This window comes from Thermomonas paludicola (assembly GCF_024498955.1).
GTDB classification, from domain to species: domain Bacteria; phylum Pseudomonadota; class Gammaproteobacteria; order Xanthomonadales; family Xanthomonadaceae; genus Thermomonas; species Thermomonas paludicola.
Window position 1 is genome coordinate 89,366 of the sequence record NZ_CP093311.1, and the last position, 16,872, is coordinate 106,237.

Below are 16,872 nucleotides of genomic sequence, written 5' to 3' on the forward strand. Positions count from 1 at the left end.
GCAAGCGGCTCAGGGCCGCGCCTGCGCATCCAGTTCCAGGAACCCGCCCGACTGGCGCTTCCACAGTTGCGCGTACAGGCCGCCGCGCGAGAGCAGTTCCTCATGCGTACCGGTTTCCACAATGCATCCGGCGTCCATCACCACCAGCCGGTCCATCGCCGCGATGGTGGACAGCCGGTGTGCGATGGCGATGACCGTCTTGCCCTGCATCAGCCGGTAGAGGTTTTCCTGGATCACCGCCTCCACTTCCGAATCCAGCGCCGAGGTCGCCTCGTCCAGCACCAGGATCGGCGCGTTCTTCAGCAGCACGCGGGCGATGGCGATGCGCTGGCGCTGGCCGCCGGACAGCTTCACGCCGCGCTCGCCCACCTGCGCATCGAGGCCGCGCTGGCCGTGCGAATCCGCCAGTTCGGCGATGAAGCCGTCGGCGTTGGCCTGGCGCGCCGCGTCCAGCAGCTCCGCTTCGCTGGCATCGGGGCGGCCGTAGAGGATGTTCTCGCGCACCGAGCGGTGCAGCAGCGAGGTGTCCTGGGTGACGACACCGATTTGCGCGCGCAGCGAATCCTGCTGCACGCTGGCAACGTCGATGCCGTCGATGGTGATGCGCCCGGCTTCCACGTCATGGAAGCGCAGCAGCAGGTTGACCAGCGTGGACTTGCCGGCGCCAGAGCGGCCGACCACGCCGATCTTCTCGCCCGGCGCGACGTGCAGGTCGAGGTGTTCGATCACGCCGCTGCCCTTGCCGTAGTGGAAGGCCACGTTCTCGAAGCGGACATCGCCGCGCACCGCCGGCAGCGCGGGCGCGCCCGGTGCATCGTCCACCGTCGGCGGCAGCGAGATCGAGCTGATGCCGTCGTGCACGGTGCCGATGTTCTCGAACAGCGCGGACAGCTCCCACATGATCCAGTGCGACATCCCCAGCAGCCGCAGCGCCAGCGCCGCGGCCACCGCCACCGCGCCGGTGCTGACGGCGCCCTGCGTCCACAGCCACAGGCCCAGCGCGGCCACCGAGAACAACAGTGCCATGTTCAACGCATACAGCAGGCTGTAAACGCGCGTGGCGAGCCGCATCTGCCCGTAAACGGTGGCCAGGAAACCGTCCATCGCCTCGCGCGCATAGGCCTGTTCGCGCCGCGAATGCGAGAACAGCTTGACCGTGGCGATGTTGGTGTAGCTGTCCACGATGCGGCCGGTCATGGTGCTGCGCGCATCGGCCTGGTCCTGCGAGACCTTGCCCATCTTCGGCACGAACCAGCGCATCAGCAGGCCGTAGCAGACCAGCCAGCCGGCGAATGGCAGCATCAGCCGCCAGTCGGCGCTGGCCGCCACCAGCAAGGTGCCGCCGAAGTACACCAGCACGTAGTTGCCGATGTCGAACAGCTTGACCACGGTTTCGCGCACCGCCAGCGAGGTCTGCATCAGCTTGGTGGCGATGCGGCCGGCGAACTCGTCCTGGAAATACCCCATCGACTGCCGCAGCAGGTAGCGATGCACGTTCCAGCGGATCCGCATCGGGAAGTTGCCGAGCAAGGTCTGGTGCTGCACCAGTGAATTGAGCAGGACCAGCGCCGGCAATCCAACCAGCACCAGTGCTGCCATCCAGCCAAGGCGGGTGGCTTCCGCCGCAAAAAAGCCACTGACGCCCAGCGCGTTCATCCGGTCCACCAGCTTGCCGACGTAGGCGTACAGCGCCACTTCCGCCAGCGCGATCAGCGCGGTGGTGGCCGCCATCAGCAGCAGCCAGCGCTCCGCGCCGCGCGTGTAGTGCCGGCAAAATGCATACAGGCGGGTTGGCGGCTGTGTGGGCGGGGCGTCGGGGAACGGGTCGAGGCGGGTTTCGAACCAGCGCAGCATGGCTCAGGACTCGTGCAGTCGGATACGTATTTTGCCGGCTTTGCCCGTCATTCGAGCTACTGTTGCTTCTGTACGGATGCGAGCCAGCCATAGCGTTCCCGGTCGATTCGGAGCAGCTCCTTGATGGCAGCCTCACGCTCTTTCCCGGTCATGTTCTTCAGCAAGGTCTGGATTTCGGCTTGGATGCTGCCGGACGTCGCGCCACGCTCCTCTGCCTTGCGATACCACTCATGCCCAAGTTCGTAGTTCCGCTGTTCGATATGCACCGCACCAAGCAAAGTGCAGGGCCGGAAGTTCTCACGTTGCAGCGCATGGGCTTTCTCGCCCATTGATTGGGCCGCATCAAGATTCCCAAGATCACGCTTGGCTCCGCCATGCGTCGTGAGGACGGCTGAGTGCAGTTTCGGGTGCTTCAGTCGGTTTGGATGCAGCGTTGCGAGAAGTTCATTGGCTTCTTTGGCAGCGTTGCATTTGCGCAAATGACCACTGGCATTGACTGCTTGCCAAGGATCGCTGGTGCGCTTGAACTCGGCGATACAGAAATCCGCTTCGAGCCGGTGATGTGCGGCAATCGCACCTTCCAAGCCATACCTTCCTTTCATGCCGATCAGCCAGGCGGCATCCGCACCTTCAAGCCGCGTGTTGGATTCCAGTTTTTCGAAAATCCCCCAAAATTGCTGACGATCCTGTTCTTTTGGTGGAGATGCGACGCCATATTTCCGGAGAATCGCCTGCTCTTTCTGCTGTGCGATATATTCGGGGCTGCTCAGATAGGCGATGCGCTCCGCTTCCCGCTGTGCCAGCAGCGCGGCTTCTTTCGTTTGGGCCTCAAGACGAAGCTGTCGTTTTCGCTCAAGCTCTTCCTGCTTCAGTCGTCGTGCCTCGTCTCGAACGCGCTTGGCCTCGGCTTCTGCTTCTCGAATCAGTGCGACACGGCGTTCCCGTTCGATTGCGGCGGCTTGCTTGTACTGCGCCCAGGAAACATCGCCTTTGATAAGGCCTGCAAGTGCATGCAATTCATTGCTGCGCAGGTAAGTGATTTCATCTTCGGTGCAGGACTTGTTTTTCGTGCGTGCTTCGAGAATTTTGTGAAGATGTGAGTCGGCCTCAATGGACGCATCCAGATCGTCAATCAAATATCTTCTTGCCAGTTCAAATGATGTCGAGTGCATGGTGCTTTTGTTCCGTGAAAGTTGTCTGGCATGAATGCCAAGCGCCGGCGCGATCACGTTCTTCATGGGGAGTAACGCTCTACACTACGACAAGTCGGCATTAGAATCCCGGCATGGCACGCCTTGTCCTGATCGACGGTTCTTCCTACCTGTATCGCGCCTTCCACGCGCTGCCGCCGCTGACCAACGCGGCCGGCGAGCCGACCGGGGCGCTGTTCGGCGTGGTCAACATGCTGCGCGGGCACCTGAAGGAGAAGCCCGAGCGCATCGCCTTCGTGGTCGATGCGCCGGGGAAAACCTTCCGCGATGCGCTGTATGCCGACTACAAGGCCAATCGCCCACCGATGCCGGAGGAGCTGCGCGCGCAGATTGAACCGATGCTGGACGTGGTGTCGGCGCTGGGCATCCCGATCCTGCGCGAGCCGGGCGTGGAGGCCGACGACGTGATCGGCACGCTGGCGCTGCAGGCGGTGGCGCGGGGTCTGGAGGTGACCATTTCCACCGGCGACAAGGACTTCGCCCAGCTGGTGCGGCCCGGGGTGCGGCTGGTCAACACCATGAGCGGCAACCGGCTGGAGTCGGACGCGGCCGTGATCGAGAAGTTCGGCGTGCGCGCCGACCAGATCGTGGATTACCTCGCGCTGATGGGCGATACCGTGGACAACGTGCCCGGCGTCGAGAAATGCGGCCCGAAGACTGCCGCCAAATGGCTGGCCGAATTTGGTTCGCTGGACGGCGTGGTTGCGCATGCCGAAGCGATCAAGGGCAAGATCGGCGAGAACCTGCGCGCGGCGCTGGGCAGGCTGCCGCTCAATCGCGAGCTGGTGACCATCAAGACCGACGTGGCGCTGGCGCAATCGCCGGACGACCTGCACCTGCGCGAACGCGATGCGGACGCACTGCGGGTGCTGTACGCGCGTTACGGCATGAACCAGGCGCTGAAGGAACTGGACGGCGGCGCTGCCTCCGCCGATGCCGTCGCCAGGCTGCCCAATGGCCCGGGGCGCGGCTTCGTCGCGCCGGCTGCCGCGCCTGTGCCGGCTGACATCGATCCGGCGCTGTCGGCGGCGGGCACATACGAGACCGTGCTCACCCCGGACCAGCTCGCTGCGTGGGTGGGCAAGCTGCGCAGCGCGCACGAATTCGCCTTCGATACCGAAACCGATTCGCTGGACGCGCTGCGCGCGAATCTGGTCGGCATCAGCCTCAGCGTGGAACCCGGCAGCGCCTGCTACATCCCGCTGGCGCATGACGGCCCCGGCGCAGCCGCGCAGCTGCCGCGCAACGCCGTGCTGGAGGCGCTGCGCCCGCTGCTGACGGATCCGACAAAACGCAAGCTGGGCCAGAACGGCAAATACGACCTGCACGTGCTGCATCGCCACGGCATCGCGGTGCAAGGCTATGCCGATGACACCCTGCTGGAAAGCTTCGTGCTGAATGCCGGGATCGCGCGCCACGACATGGATTCGCTGGCGCAGCGCCACCTGGGTTACCAGACCCTGAAGTACGCGGACGTGGCGGGCAAGGGCGCAAAAGCCATTCCGTTCGCGCAGGTGAGCATTGACGATGCCACCCGCTATTCCGGCGAGGATGCCGACATCACCCTGCGCCTGCATCGCGTGCTGCATCCGCAGCTGCAGGCCGAGCCGGCGCTGCTGTCGGTCTATCGCGACATCGAAATGCCGCTGGTGCCTGTGCTGGCGCGGGTGGAAGAAAACGGCGTGCTGATCGACATGGCCGAACTGCGGCGGCAGTCGGCGAACCTGTCCAAGCGGATGCTGGCCGCGCAGCAAAAAGCCACCGAGCTGGCCGGCCGCACGTTCAACCTGGATTCGCCCAAGCAACTGGGCGCGCTGCTGTTCGACGAGCTGAAGCTGCCGGCATTGGTCAAGACCCCGGGCGGTGCGCCCTCCACCAACGAGGAAGCGCTGGAAGCCATCGCCGACCAGCACGAGCTGCCGCGCATCATTCTCGAGTATCGCGGCCTGGCGAAACTGCGCAGCACCTACACCGACAAGCTGCCGGAGATGATCAACCCCGATACCGGCCGCGTGCACACCAGTTACCACCAGGCCGGCGCCGCCACAGGGCGGCTGTCGTCATCAGACCCCAACCTGCAGAACATTCCCACCCGCACCGACGACGGCCGGCGCATCCGCACCGCCTTCATCGCGCCGCCGGGACGCAAACTGGTGGCCTGCGATTACTCGCAGATCGAGCTGCGGATCATGGCCCACCTGTCGGAAGACCCGGCGCTGCTGCGCGCGTTCGCCGCCGGCGCGGACATCCATCGCGCCACCGCCGCGGAAGTGTTCGGCAAAGCGCTGGACGAGGTGTCAGGCAATGAGCGCCGCGCCGCCAAGGCGATCAACTTCGGCCTGATCTACGGTATGGGCGCGTTCGGCCTTGCCAAGCAGCTGGGCGTCAGCCGTGGCGAAGCGCAGGACTACATCGCGCTGTACTTCAACCGCTATCCCGGCGTGCGCGACTACATGGAGCGCACCCGCCAGCAGGCGCGCGACCAGGGTTACGTGGAAACGGTATTCGGACGCCGGCTGGCGCTGGACTACATCCATTCGCGCAACGCCGCGCAGCGTGCCGGCGCCGAACGCGCCGCGATCAATGCGCCGATGCAGGGCACCGCCGCCGACATCATCAAGCGCGCGATGGTGGCGGTGGATGCCTGGCTGGCCGGCCATCGTGAACACGCATCGATGATCCTGCAGGTACACGATGAACTGGTGTTCGAGGTGGATGCAGCCTTCGTTCCCGACCTGCTGGACAAGGCCCCGGCGCTGATGGCCGACGCCGCGCAGCTACGGGTGCCGCTGGTCGTGGATTCGGGCGTGGGTGACAACTGGGACCAGGCGCACTGAAAATCGGCAGGAAGTCCGGGCAAACCGTGACGTTGGACAGGCGTTTTCGGCGCCCTGGAAAATGCAATGAATCATTCATGAACCGAACGGTTTTTTAACCCCGATCTTCACGAACCATCCATGCGGGAAGTGGTCATATACCCCGTAACAGGTGCAACGCCTGTTACCGATCACTACCCCTCCCCTGGTGTGATCACCGGAAGGCTCGGTTCTCCCCAGCCAGTCTTCCCCGGGCCCCGCAGTCCCCCCTGGCTGCGGGGCTTTTTTGTGGTCGTCTTGTTGGCGGCGACAAACATCGAAAGCTTGCTGCGCAAACCCTGGAGCCCCATGCCGGTGGCTTCCAGAGCCCCGCGGCTTCGCCGCGCCCCCTTTACTAAAAGGGCGTTCCACCGGACAGTTGCAAACTGTCTTGCCGTGGTCTGGAGTTGGCATGAATGCACTGTTCCAGCTGTCTGCACCGTGGTGGCATTTCATCCTGCGCGCGGTAGTGGTGTATGCGCTGGTGCTGGTGCTGATGCGGCTGTCGGGCAAACGCGCGGTCGGCCAGTTCACCCCGTTCGACCTGGTGTTGCTGATCCTGATCGGCAACGCAGTGCAAAACGGCATCAACGGCGGTGACAACTCGCTGACGGGCGCCGCGATCATGGCCAGCACGCTGATGGTGCTGAACTACGCGATGGCGATGCTGATTTCGCGAAACCACCGCGCCGAGCGGATGATCGAAGGCGCGCCGGTGGTGCTGGCGCGCGAGGGCAAGGTCTTCCCGCGCGTCCTGCGACGCGAACTGGTGAGCGAAGAGGATTTCAAGGAAGCGTTGCGGATGAACAACATCGAAGATGTCAGTAGCGTGCACCTGGCATTGCTGGAAACCAACGGCCATATCACGGTGATGGCCAAATCCCGCGATTAGCCGGCGTCCGCCAGCCAGTCGCGCGGGCGCAGGTAGTCGGCCAGCTGCGCCTCGGCGCTGCCCGCTTCGGGCTGGTAGCCATATTCCCAGCGCACCAGCGGCGGCAGGCTCATCAGGATCGACTCGGTGCGCCCGCCGCTCTGCAGGCCGAACAGCGTGCCGCGGTCGAACACCAGGTTGAACTCCACGTAGCGGCCGCGCCGGTACAGCTGGAACTGGCGCTCGCGCTCGCCGAATGGGGTCGCCTTGCGGCGTTCGACGATCGGCAGGTAGGCATCGAGAAAGCCGTCGCCGACCGCGCGCAGGTAGCCGAAGCAGTCGTCGAAGTCGCCGTGCAGGTCGTCGAAGAACAGCCCGCCCACGCCGCGCGTCTCGTCGCGGTGCTTCAGGAAGAAATACTCGTCGCACCATTTCTTGTGCGCGTCGTAGCGCGCCTGGCCGCCGAACGGCTCGCACAGCGCGCGCGCGGTGCGGTGCCAGTGCAACACGTCATCAAAGAACGGATAGAACGGGGTCAGGTCGAAGCCGCCGCCGAACCACCACGCCACCGTCTCGCCGTCGCGCTCGGCGCGGAAGTGGCGCACGTTGGCGTGCGTGGTCGGCACGAACGGGTTGCGTGGATGGAACACCAGCGAAACGCCGACCGCGCGCCAGGACGCGCCCGCCAGTTCGGGCCGGTTGGCCGTCGCAGACGGCGGCAGGCGGTCGCCCGACACGTCGGAAAAACCGATGCCGGCCTGTTCGAACACCGCGCCGTCGCGCAGCACGCGGGTGCGCCCGCCGCCGCGGATCGGCGAGCTGGCGGGAGCCTTCGTCCACGCATCTTCGTGGAAGCGCGCGCGGCCGTCGGCGGCTTCGATGGCGGCGCAGATGCGATCCTGCAAATCGGTGAGGTAATCGCGGACGCTGCCGATGCCGGGAATGTTGTTCATTCGCCCATTGTAGAAGCTGACGCTCAGGCCCATGCCAGCAGCGCAATGGCCGCCAGCGCCAGCAGCAGGCCAACGCCGTTGGTGCGGCTCAGGCGCTCCTTGAACAGCAGCACGCCGACCGCTGCGCCCAGCATCACCACGCCCAGATTCATGCCGGCGAACACCAGCGCGGGCTGATCCGGCAGCGCACGGTGCGCACGCAGGTAGAACAGGATATTGCCGAAGTTGCACAGCCCCAGCAGCAGCCCACCCAGTGCGCTGCGGAGCGTGAAGCGCGCGCGCCTGAGAACCTGGATCGCAAACGCGACCAGCAGCGCCAGTGCGAATACCGCCAGCAGTGAACTGCCCAGCGGCGGGCCGGCAGCGGCGACGCGCTTGAACAGCACGTCGATCAGGCCGAAGCCGGCGAACACCGCCAGCGGCCAGCCCCAGCGCGCGGCACCGCGATCGCCCGCGTCGCGCCCGCTGCGCCAGACCATGCAGGCCAGCGCCAGCAGGCCCAAACCGCAGCCGAGCAGCGTCGCGCCGTCCACCGGTTGCCCGAACAGGGTGAATGCGGCGGCCAACGGGATCAGCAGCGACAGCCGTTGCGCTGCATCAGAACGCACGATGCCGGCGTGCTGCACCGATGCGCCAAGCGCGAGAAAGATGCCTGGCAGCAGCAGGCCAAGCCCTGCCAGCGCCAGCCACGGGGCATCGGCGTGGCGCAGCGGCGCCAGCGGCGGCTGCAGGACCAGGAGCGTCAGCGCGCCGGTCGCCACGTAATTCCACGCCACCGCCTGGCCCACGTCAACGCCAGCGCGCTTGGCCAGCTTCAGCAGCACCGAGACCAGCACGCTGCACAGCGCGGCAAGCAACAGGACACTCATCGATGCTGCCCGCGTGGATGCAACCGGCTAGCCGCGCAGGCGAGGCAAACCGTGTTCATCGCGTTCCTCGATCGCTGCCGTGTCGGCGATCTGCTGGCGCAAGCCGCGGCCGGGCAGCTCCAGCAGGGCATCGCCGCGCGCCTGACGCAGTGCATTGGCGTAGCACAGCCGCGCGCGCGCCTCGTCGCCCAGCTGCACGGCGCCATCGCCGAGCGCCTCCCAGGCGGGAGCGCCTGCACCTTGCGCGATGGCGCGATGCAGTCCGTCCTCCGCCGGCAACCAGCGGCCTTGCCGCTGGGCGATACGCGCAGCGGCCAACAGCAATGACGGGCTGGAAGGATGCGCATGCAGCCAGGTGTCGATGCGCGCGCGGCGCAGGTCCAGGCGGGACACGTCAAGTGCGCCGTACAGCGCGGCGAGGTCTTCATCCCAGCGCGCATCCAGCGCCGCTTCCAGGCTGCGGGTTGCCGCCTCATCCCAGCGCAACGCGGCAGCGCGCGTGGCGTAGGCCGCCACCACGCAGGGCAGGGTGCGCAGGGGCTCCGGCAACGCATCCCACAGGTCGGCCAGCGCATTGGGATCGGCGGCTTCGCGCAGCGCCTGCCCCGCCCAGGTTGCCTGCAAGGCATCCAGCTGTGCCGGCGGCAGGGCCTGCTGTTGACGCAGCGCGCCCAGCAGCCCGTACGCCTCACCGCTGCGGCGGCTGGCGGCCAGCGCGCGGGCGCGCAGCAGCAATCCATGCGCCGGCAACGGCTGCGCCGGTGCTGCGTCCAGCGCGGCCAGCGCCGCATCCGGTGCGTCCTCGGCCAGCGCGTGCTCGGCAACGGCCAGGGCGCGCACGGCGGGATGGCGCTGCTCGAAGCCGTCCAGCAGCGCCGTGGCCGCAGCATCGTCACCGCGCGCCCACGCGGCACGCGCGGCATGCGTCCGCGCCACCGCTTCCGCATCGCGCCCCTCTGCCGCCTTGCGCAACAGCTGCTCGGCGCGCGCGTAGTCGCCGCGCTGGAAGGCGCCCAATCCATCAATCAATCGTGCCCGCGTCCTGCGCTTGCGATGCCGGTTCCACAGCCGGAACGGCAATCGCAGCAGCGTCCACAGCAGCGCCATGGCCAACATGGCGGCCAGCAGCAGGCCAATCCCCACGGCGACCGTGGTGGTGTAGTCGGTGCCGCGATAGCGCACCAGCACATGGCCGGGGTCTTGCAGCAGGAATTGCGCCAGCAGTGCACCCACCACCGCCAGCAACAGCCAAAGCAGCATGCTGCGAAACAGGTTCATTGCATGTCACTCCTTCCGCGCAGGCTGCGCAGTTGCGCCAGCGTGCTGCCGGCCAAGGGGCTGGCCTGATGCAGCGGCATTGCGGCCAGTTGCGCGAGCGTGCGCTGCCTTTCAGCCAACTCCGGATTGCCGGCCAGCAGGCGTCGCAGCCAACCATCGATCCGCGCCAGCGCGCGCCGCAAGCCCGGCGCATCACGGCGTTCGATCGCCGCCCGCGCCAGGCTGATCTCAAGCTGCACGGTGGCGAGCGCGGCCTCGCGGTCCACGCGCTCGTCCAGCCCGGCGGATGCGGTTGGGTGGCTGCGCACGAGCCGATCCAGCAGGCGTTCGTACCACGGCTTGCCCACTGCCTCGTCGGCAGCCGCACGGGGTTCCGCGCCAAGGCCGGCATCCAGCGTGTCGAGCAGGACCGTGGCCCGCGCGCGCGGATCGGCGCCCAGCGCGTCCAGCGCCGCCTGCTCCTGCGCCAACGTCTGCCGCAGGTTGAGGAACGCCGGATCATCAATCCCCGCCAGCAGCGGCGCTGCCAGCAACAATGCGCGCCGCGCGCCGTCGAGGTCGTCGTCCAGCTGCAGGCGTTGCTGGCCGATGCCCAGCACCAGTTCGATCTCGTCCAGGCGCAGCGCCTGCGCGCCGTGGTAGCCGGGATCGGCCAGTTTGGAAACCGTGTCTTCGACCAAGGCGGCGCGCTGGCCGATGCCCAGCAATTCCTCGCGCAGAACGCGATTGGTCGCTTCGGCCTGCTGCAGGCGCTGCGCCTGCGCGCGCTGGCTCAGGCGCAGGGCATCGATGCGCGCGTCCAATGCCGCCCGCTGCTGGTCCGCCTGCGCGTGCACCTGGGCCTGCAGGCGTTGCCAGTGCTGCCAGCCGAACCCGCCCGCTGCGGCCAGCACGATGAGCAGCAACAACAGCAGGAGCAAGCTGCCGGAACGAGAGCGGCGGGCGGGCGAGACCGGCGCGGGGGACGATGGCATGTTCACCCGGCGATGCTAAACGAAGGCGGCGGCGGCGGCGCGCAACAGCGACGCCGGGCGTGCAGCGGACGCCGAAGCCACGCGGGTGAACCCCGCGTCGCGCGCCAGCTGTGCCAGGCGATCGCTTGCGGCCACCAGCGCGATCTCGCGCAGGCTGTGCTGCGGGACCTGCGCCAACAGCGCCAGCAACGCCTCGCCACTGCTCAGCGCCAGCAGCACATGCCGCGGGTCGTGCAGGGCTGCGGCCAGCGCGTGCCGGCTGGCCGCGGTCAACGCCACGGTTGCGCGCGCATACACATCGGCGCGCAGCACGTCGGCCCCGCGCGCGCGCAGCGCCGGTTGCAGCTTGCCGCGTCCACCCGGCGCCGTCACCAGGCCGATCCGCTGGCCGTTCACGGCGGCAAGCTGCGGCATCCCCAGCAGGCCTTCGCTGTCCATTTGCTGCGGCGAAGCGGCCGGCACCCCGGCACGCTGCAGCGCCCGCCGGGTGCCTTCGCCCACGGCCAGCCAGCACTGCGCGGGGCGGGCGTGAAATGCAGCCAGCGCCGAGGCCGCACGCACCGCGTTGGGGCTGGTGAACACCACGATGCCGGCCGCCAATGCAGCGCCGAGGTCGCGCCGTGTCTGCGCATCGTCGGTGTGCTTGATGGCGATCGGCGACACCGCCAGCAGGCGCGCGCCGAAACGCATGCACGCAGCACGCAAACCGGCGTGCTGCCCGCGCGGACGCAGCGACAGTACGGTCCAGTCTTGAAGCGGAAGTGCTTGATCTGCAAGGCGGGGCATGCATACAGCTTGGCATGGTGATCGGGTTTGCGTCAGGCTTTGCGCATGGATCAACTTGCCAAGCCCGATACCGCGCTGGATGCGCTGACTGCCCATTTTGCTGCCATGCCGCCGGTGGCGGCACTGCAACCGCGGGTACTGGAATGGCGCAACGGCGCCCTGCGCCTGCAGGCGCCGCTGAGTGCCAACATCAACGACAAGGGCTGCGCGTTCGGCGGCAGCCTGATTTCGCTGATGACCATTGCCGCATGGGGCTTGATCTCGCTGGAGCTGGAAGGCGCCGGCCTGCATGCCGACGTGTTCGTGGCCGACAGCCGCGTGCGCTACCTGAAGCCGGTGTTCGAGGACATCGTGGTCGAGGCGACGTTCGACGATGCCGGCGAGCACGCATTGCTGGTGGATACCCTGCGCCGGCAAGGCCGCGCGGGCATCCGCCTGCAGGCAAGGGCCATGCTCGCCAACGGCGGCGTGGCGGCGACATTCGTCGGGCGTTACGTCGCCATTGAAAAATCCTGACCCGGCAGCGGTTACGATGCCGGTCTTCCCCGGCGGAACCACGGCAATGACCCGACTGCTGCTGCGCTGTTTGCTGCTGTGTTGCCTCGGCCTGCTGTCCACCGCCGCGCTGGCCGGCGGCAAGGGCCCGACCCGGGCACTGGAGCTGGCCCAGTACACCTGGTCGGCGGCGATCCGCTGGAACGACTTCGAAGGCGCATGGAATCTGGTGGATCCGCAAGTCCGGGCCGAGCATCCGCTGACCGACCTCGATTTCTCGCGCTATCAGCAGGTGCAGATTTCCAGTTACCGCGAGCGGGGCGGCGTTGCGCTGAGCGATGGCGAGGTGGAGCGGGAAATCGAAATCGGGGTGATCAACCGCAATACCCAGGTCGAGCGCACCGTGCGTTTCCGCGAGCACTGGCGCTACGACCCGCAGATCAAGACGTGGTGGCAGACCAGCGGCCTGCCGGATCTTTGGCAGGAGCAATGAGCCCGCGCGGCAGCCTGGCGGTGCAGCGGCTACAATTGCCGCCCCCTTGCCGCGGGTCGATACCGTGACTTTTGCAGAACTGGCCGCGTTTGCAGGCCAAAACAAGATACTTTCGCTGGCGCTGGCCGGCATTTCCGTGGCGATCATCGTCAACGAGATCGCCCGCCTGCTGGGCGGTGTGCGCCAGGTGGGCCCGGCCCAGTTGACCGCGCTGGTCAACCGCGACAACGCGCTGGTGGTGGACCTGCGGATTGCCGGCGATTACGCCAAGGGCCATATCGCCGGCTCGAAAAACGTGCAGATGAGCCAGTTCGACCCCGAAAACAAGGCGTTGGTGGCCGCCAGGTCGTTGCCTGTCGTGCTGGTCTGCAACGTTGGCCAAACCGCCACCGCCGCCGCGCGGCGCCTGCGCAAGGCCGGCTTCGTCCACGTGTCGGTGCTGGAAGGCGGCATCCGCAGCTGGCAGGCGGCAGACCTGCCGCTGGTCAAGGGTCGCTGACGCGCCACCCTTGCGAAGCCGGCGCGGCGGCCCCACGTCGGTCTGGTCGCCGCTTCGGTGCGATAATCCTTTGCTTCCCTCTTCTTGCGCTTCCTGCATTTTCTGGAGTTGTCCATGTCCGATGAAACCCTGAACGGCGCCGCCCCGGCTGCCGACGCCCAGCCGCAGGGCGCGTCCTTCACCGTTGAAAAGCTCTACGTGAAGGATCTGTCCTTCGAGGCGCCGAACGCGCCGCAGGTCTTCAATGAACAGGGCCAGCCCGACCTGCAGATGAAGCTGAACCAGAAGGTGCAGCGCCTCGCCGACAACGCCTTCGAAGTCAGCCTGGGCATCACCCTGACCTGCACCCTGAACGGCAAGACCGCGTATCTGGCGGAAGTCGAGCAGGCCGGCGTGTTTGGCCTGTCCGGCATGGAAGACCACATTCTGGACGCGATGCTGGGCATCCAGTGCCCGAACATCCTCTACCCCTATGCCAGCGTGGTGGTGGGTCAGCTGATCAGCGCCGGCGGCTTCCCGCCGTTCCCGATGCAGCCGATCAACTTTGATGCCCTGTACGGTGAAACCCTGCGCCAGCGCGCCGGGCAACTGGACGGCGGTGCGCTGGCCAACGCCGAAACCGCCGGCAACGCCTGATCCAACGGCGGCATGACGGCGTTGAACAAACCGCCCGTTGCCGTCCTCGGCGCGGGTTCGTGGGGTACCGCGCTGGCCGCCTTGATTGCACGCCACGGGCATTCCACCGTGCTGTGGGGCCGCGATCCGGCCGTCGTGGCCGCGATCAGCGGCCGCGGCGAGAACCCGCGCTACCTGCCCGGCATCCCGCTGCCGGGCAATCTGCGCGCCACCACCTCCCTGCACGAAGCGCTGGCCGATGCCGGCCTGGTGCTGATGGTGGTGCCGTCGCATGCGTTTGCCGAAACCCTGCGCGCGTTGGCGCCACTGCGGCCCACGCAGGCCGGCGTGGCCTGGGCCACCAAGGGCTTCGAGCCGGGCAGTGGGCGCTTCCTGCATGAAGTGGCCGCCGACGTGCTGGGCAACGAGGTGCCGCTGGCGGTGGTCACCGGCCCCTCGTTCGCCAAGGAAGTCGCGGAGGGGTTGCCCACCGCCCTGACCGTGCATTCGGACGATGCCGGTTTCTGCCAGCAGGTCGCCGATGTGCTGCACGGCCCCGCGTTCCGCGCCTATACCGGCAACGACATGCGCGGCGCGGAGCTGGGTGGCGCGATGAAGAACGTGCTGGCGGTCGCTACCGGCGTCGCCGACGGCATGGGTCTGGGCCTGAATGCCCGTGCCGGCCTGATCACCCGTGGCCTCAACGAAATGCTGCGGCTCAACATCGCCCTTGGCGGGCGCCCGGAAACACTGATGGGCCTGGCCGGGCTGGGCGACCTGGTGCTGACCTGCACCGGCGATCTGTCGCGCAACCGGCGGCTGGGGCTGGCGCTGGGCCGCGGCTCCTCGATCGAGGATGCGGTGCGCGACATCGGCCAGGTGGTGGAGTCCCTGCAGACCGCCGACGAGGTGATGCGCCTGGCAACGGCACACGGCATCGAACTGCCCATCGCCGAAGGCGTGCGCGACGTGCTGCACGGCAGCGTGACGCCCGCCGAAGGCCTGGCCCGCCTGATGGCACGCGAGCGCAAGGCCGAATATCCGCAGGCCCTGTTCGGCTGACGCCTTTGCCGGGACAAAAGGTGTCGCCGCGGCTGGCGGCCAAAAAAAACGCCCGGTAGTGCCGGGCGTTTTTCGTTTCGATGGTGCGGAAACCGCTTACCAGGTGAAGCGCGGGCCCACGAACCACTGGGTGTCGCCGCCGTTGACGACGCGCACGTCGGCATTCACGGCCCAGTTCTGGTTGAACTTGACGGTGGCGCCCAAACGGCCATACGCGTCGCCGCTGTAGTTCTTGCCGTCCAGGTAGCCGATCATCGCGTAGCCTTCGAAGTTCGAGGCCAGCATGCTGCGCACGCCACCTTCGATGCTGTAGCCGTCGGCATTGACGCCGGCGCCGGCGTCAAGACGCTCATAGGCGACGTTGGCGACGAAATCGGTGTTCTTGCCGATCTCGCGGTTGTAACCGCCGCCCACGCGCCACTGGTCGAAATCGATGCTGGTGTGATTGATCTTCTGGTTGGCGTAGTCGGCGAACAGGTGGAAGTTCGGATGCACGGCAACCGAGCCACCCAGGCCCCAGCCGTCGGCGTCCGGACCGCTGGTGTTGGTGGCGACGTAGCCGCCCTGCACGTAGTTGTAGTTGATGCCGTCGGCCGCGGAGGCGGCGAAAGGCATGGCGGCGATCAGAGCAAGGGCAATGACATGACGCTTCATGAGGTGGACCTCCATGTTGTTGTTTTCCGCCCGGCCGAGTGGCAGGACGTGGGCGCAATTCTTCGCTGTGCGCTGCAACAAGACCTGAATCGGCAACAATTCCGTACAGGTATCGTTCTGCTGGGCTGGTGTACGCGCGGCGCCTATTGGCCGCCCTCGAAGCCGGCCTGGCGCCACGCCTCGAACACCATCACCGCCACCGCGTTGGACAGATTCAGGCTGCGGTTGTGCGGCCGCATCGGCAAACGCAGGCGCTGCGCGTCCGGAATCCGGCCCAGCACGTCGGCCGGCAGCCCCGAGGTTTCGCTGCCGAACAGGAAGGCATCGCCGTCGCGGTATGCCGGGGCGTCGAAGCGCACGCTGGCGCGGGTGGTCAGCGCGAAGATGCGCGGCGGCGCGCCTGCAACGGCGGCGATGGCGGCCAGCGCGGCGTCGAGATCGTCGTGGACCTGCATGTGCGCGTATTCGTGGTAATCCAGTCCGGCGCGCCGGAGTTGCCGGTCGTCGATGGAAAACCCGAGCGGGCGCACCAGGTGCAGCCGGGCGCCGGTATTGGCACACAGGCGGATGATGTTGCCGGTATTGGGCGGAATTTCCGGGCGGTGCAGGATGACGTGCGGCATCAGCAGGCCCTCACCACGGCAGCGCCTGCCCGCGCCAGTCGAAGAAGCGTCCCGACTGCGCCGGTGTGGCGGCATCGATCAGTTGCAGCATCCCCGCCACCACCGCGTCCGGGGCATCGGTGGCGCTGCGGCCGCCCATCTCGGTCTGTACCCAGCCCGGATGCAGGGCCAACACCACGATGCCGCGTGCAGCCAGGGCCTGCGCCAATTGCGCGGTGGCCATGTTTTGCGCGGCCTTGCTGATCGCGTAGCTGGGCGCGCCGAAGCGCGTCACGCCTTCGATCGAACCAAGCTGCGAGCTGAGGTTGGCCACGATGGCCCCGTCGGCGAGCAGCGGCTCAAGCTGCTGGGTCAGCAGCAGCGGCGCCACCGCATTGACGTGCAGGCTGTGTTCCAGCGTTGCCTGCCGGAGATGGCCAAAGCGCTCGCCGGAGTGCAGCACGCCGGCGTTGTTGAGCAGCAGGTCCAGGCGTCCGTCTTCACCCAGCACCAGCGGCAGCTCCCGCACCAGCTCCGCCCGCGAGGCATCGTTGGCCACGTCCAGCGGCAAGATCGACAGGCGACCGGGAAATTCGCCGGCCAGCGCGCCCAGCGCAGTGGCCTTGCCGGGCGAGCGGCAGGTGGCGATGACGCGCCCGCCGCGCGCCAGCAGCTGGCGCGTGAACATCAGGCCGATGCCGCGATTGGCGCCGGTGACGAGGGCGGTGCGGGGCATGGGTGCGCTCCAGGGAGTGGCTTCCGGCCTAGTGTATCGGCCATTCGCCGGAGCTATCATCGGCG

17 protein-coding genes are annotated in these 16,872 nt (G+C 67.3%); 7 read left to right on the forward strand and 10 right to left on the reverse strand.

Annotation, left to right across the window (positions count from 1 at the left end; all coding sequences use genetic code 11):
* Positions 1-9: 9 nt before the first annotated feature.
* Together LIW09_RS00410 and LIW09_RS00415 are read right to left on the reverse strand one after the other, a co-directional pair.
* Positions 10-1,854 (reverse strand): ABC transporter ATP-binding protein, encoded by a 1,845-nt coding sequence (locus LIW09_RS00410; RefSeq protein ID WP_256646029.1) that lies wholly within the window; start codon positions 1,852-1,854, stop codon positions 10-12.
* A 56-nt stretch (positions 1,855-1,910) separates the two neighbouring features.
* Entirely contained in the window at positions 1,911-3,092 is a 1,182-nt protein-coding gene (locus LIW09_RS00415) for an SPFH domain-containing protein (protein ID WP_256646030.1), read from the reverse strand.
* A 47-nt stretch (positions 3,093-3,139) separates the two neighbouring features.
* Between LIW09_RS00415 and polA the strand changes: the two genes are divergently transcribed.
* Both polA and LIW09_RS00425 read left to right on the forward strand, forming a co-directional pair.
* Positions 3,140-5,902 (forward strand): DNA polymerase I, encoded by a 2,763-nt coding sequence (polA, locus tag LIW09_RS00420; RefSeq protein ID WP_256646031.1) that lies wholly within the window; start codon positions 3,140-3,142, stop codon positions 5,900-5,902.
* A 430-nt stretch (positions 5,903-6,332) separates the two neighbouring features.
* Positions 6,333-6,812: a DUF421 domain-containing protein gene (locus tag LIW09_RS00425; protein WP_256646032.1), complete on the forward strand. Its 480-nt coding sequence runs from the start codon at positions 6,333-6,335 to the stop codon at positions 6,810-6,812.
* Here LIW09_RS00425 and hemF read toward each other — a convergent pair.
* From hemF to LIW09_RS00450, 5 genes are read right to left on the reverse strand one after another with little or no spacing between them, the layout of a single operon-like run.
* The gene (hemF, locus tag LIW09_RS00430) at positions 6,809-7,744 is read right to left on the reverse strand and encodes an oxygen-dependent coproporphyrinogen oxidase (protein ID WP_256646033.1); all 936 of its coding nucleotides are present in this window, start codon (positions 7,742-7,744) and stop codon (positions 6,809-6,811) included. The two genes, LIW09_RS00425 and hemF, sit on opposite strands and share 4 nt — an antisense overlap.
* A 23-nt stretch (positions 7,745-7,767) precedes the next feature.
* Positions 7,768-8,613 carry an EamA/RhaT family transporter gene (locus tag LIW09_RS00435; protein ID WP_256646034.1) on the reverse strand — a complete coding sequence of 282 codons (846 nt, stop codon included), beginning with the start codon at positions 8,611-8,613 and terminating at the stop codon, positions 7,768-7,770.
* A gap of 27 nt (positions 8,614-8,640) precedes the next feature.
* Positions 8,641-9,891, reverse strand: a complete 1,251-nt coding sequence (locus tag LIW09_RS00440; protein ID WP_256646035.1) for a heme biosynthesis HemY N-terminal domain-containing protein — start codon at positions 9,889-9,891, stop codon at positions 8,641-8,643.
* Entirely contained in the window at positions 9,888-10,865 is a 978-nt protein-coding gene (locus LIW09_RS00445; RefSeq protein WP_256646036.1) for a hypothetical protein, read from the reverse strand. The genes LIW09_RS00440 and LIW09_RS00445 overlap by 4 nt, the downstream gene beginning before the upstream one ends.
* Before the next feature lie 15 nt (positions 10,866-10,880).
* The gene (locus LIW09_RS00450) at positions 10,881-11,651 is read right to left on the reverse strand and encodes a uroporphyrinogen-III synthase (RefSeq protein ID WP_256646037.1); all 771 of its coding nucleotides are present in this window, start codon (positions 11,649-11,651) and stop codon (positions 10,881-10,883) included.
* 45 nt (positions 11,652-11,696) lie between these two features.
* Here LIW09_RS00450 and LIW09_RS00455 point away from each other — a divergent pair, with 45 nt between their 5' ends.
* The 5 genes from LIW09_RS00455 (at position 11,697) to LIW09_RS00475 (ending at position 14,815) form a co-directional block, all read left to right on the forward strand.
* Positions 11,697-12,167, forward strand: a complete 471-nt coding sequence (locus LIW09_RS00455) for a YiiD C-terminal domain-containing protein (RefSeq protein ID WP_256646038.1) — start codon at positions 11,697-11,699, stop codon at positions 12,165-12,167.
* Between the two features lie 46 nt (positions 12,168-12,213).
* Positions 12,214-12,639 (forward strand): hypothetical protein, encoded by a 426-nt coding sequence (locus tag LIW09_RS00460; RefSeq protein ID WP_256646039.1) that lies wholly within the window; start codon positions 12,214-12,216, stop codon positions 12,637-12,639.
* Between the two features lie 64 nt (positions 12,640-12,703).
* On the forward strand, positions 12,704-13,138 hold the full coding sequence (locus LIW09_RS00465; protein WP_256646040.1) for a rhodanese-like domain-containing protein: 435 nt from the start codon (positions 12,704-12,706) through the stop codon (positions 13,136-13,138).
* A gap of 114 nt (positions 13,139-13,252) precedes the next feature.
* Positions 13,253-13,774 carry a protein-export chaperone SecB gene (gene secB, locus LIW09_RS00470; protein ID WP_256646041.1) on the forward strand — a complete coding sequence of 174 codons (522 nt, stop codon included), beginning with the start codon at positions 13,253-13,255 and terminating at the stop codon, positions 13,772-13,774.
* 12 nt (positions 13,775-13,786) lie between these two features.
* The gene (locus LIW09_RS00475) at positions 13,787-14,815 is read left to right on the forward strand and encodes an NAD(P)H-dependent glycerol-3-phosphate dehydrogenase (RefSeq protein ID WP_256646042.1); all 1,029 of its coding nucleotides are present in this window, start codon (positions 13,787-13,789) and stop codon (positions 14,813-14,815) included.
* A gap of 96 nt (positions 14,816-14,911) precedes the next feature.
* On the opposite strand, the gene LIW09_RS00480 is transcribed toward LIW09_RS00475, so the two are convergent.
* From LIW09_RS00480 to LIW09_RS00490, 3 genes are all read right to left on the reverse strand, one after another.
* Positions 14,912-15,469: a porin family protein gene (locus LIW09_RS00480; RefSeq protein ID WP_256646043.1), complete on the reverse strand. Its 558-nt coding sequence runs from the start codon at positions 15,467-15,469 to the stop codon at positions 14,912-14,914.
* A 143-nt stretch (positions 15,470-15,612) separates the two neighbouring features.
* Positions 15,613-16,092: a tRNA (cytidine(34)-2'-O)-methyltransferase gene (locus LIW09_RS00485; RefSeq protein WP_256646044.1), complete on the reverse strand. Its 480-nt coding sequence runs from the start codon at positions 16,090-16,092 to the stop codon at positions 15,613-15,615.
* Between the two features lie 10 nt (positions 16,093-16,102).
* On the reverse strand, positions 16,103-16,807 hold the full coding sequence (locus LIW09_RS00490) for an SDR family oxidoreductase (protein ID WP_256646045.1): 705 nt from the start codon (positions 16,805-16,807) through the stop codon (positions 16,103-16,105).
* Between the last annotated feature and the right edge of the window lie 65 nt (positions 16,808-16,872).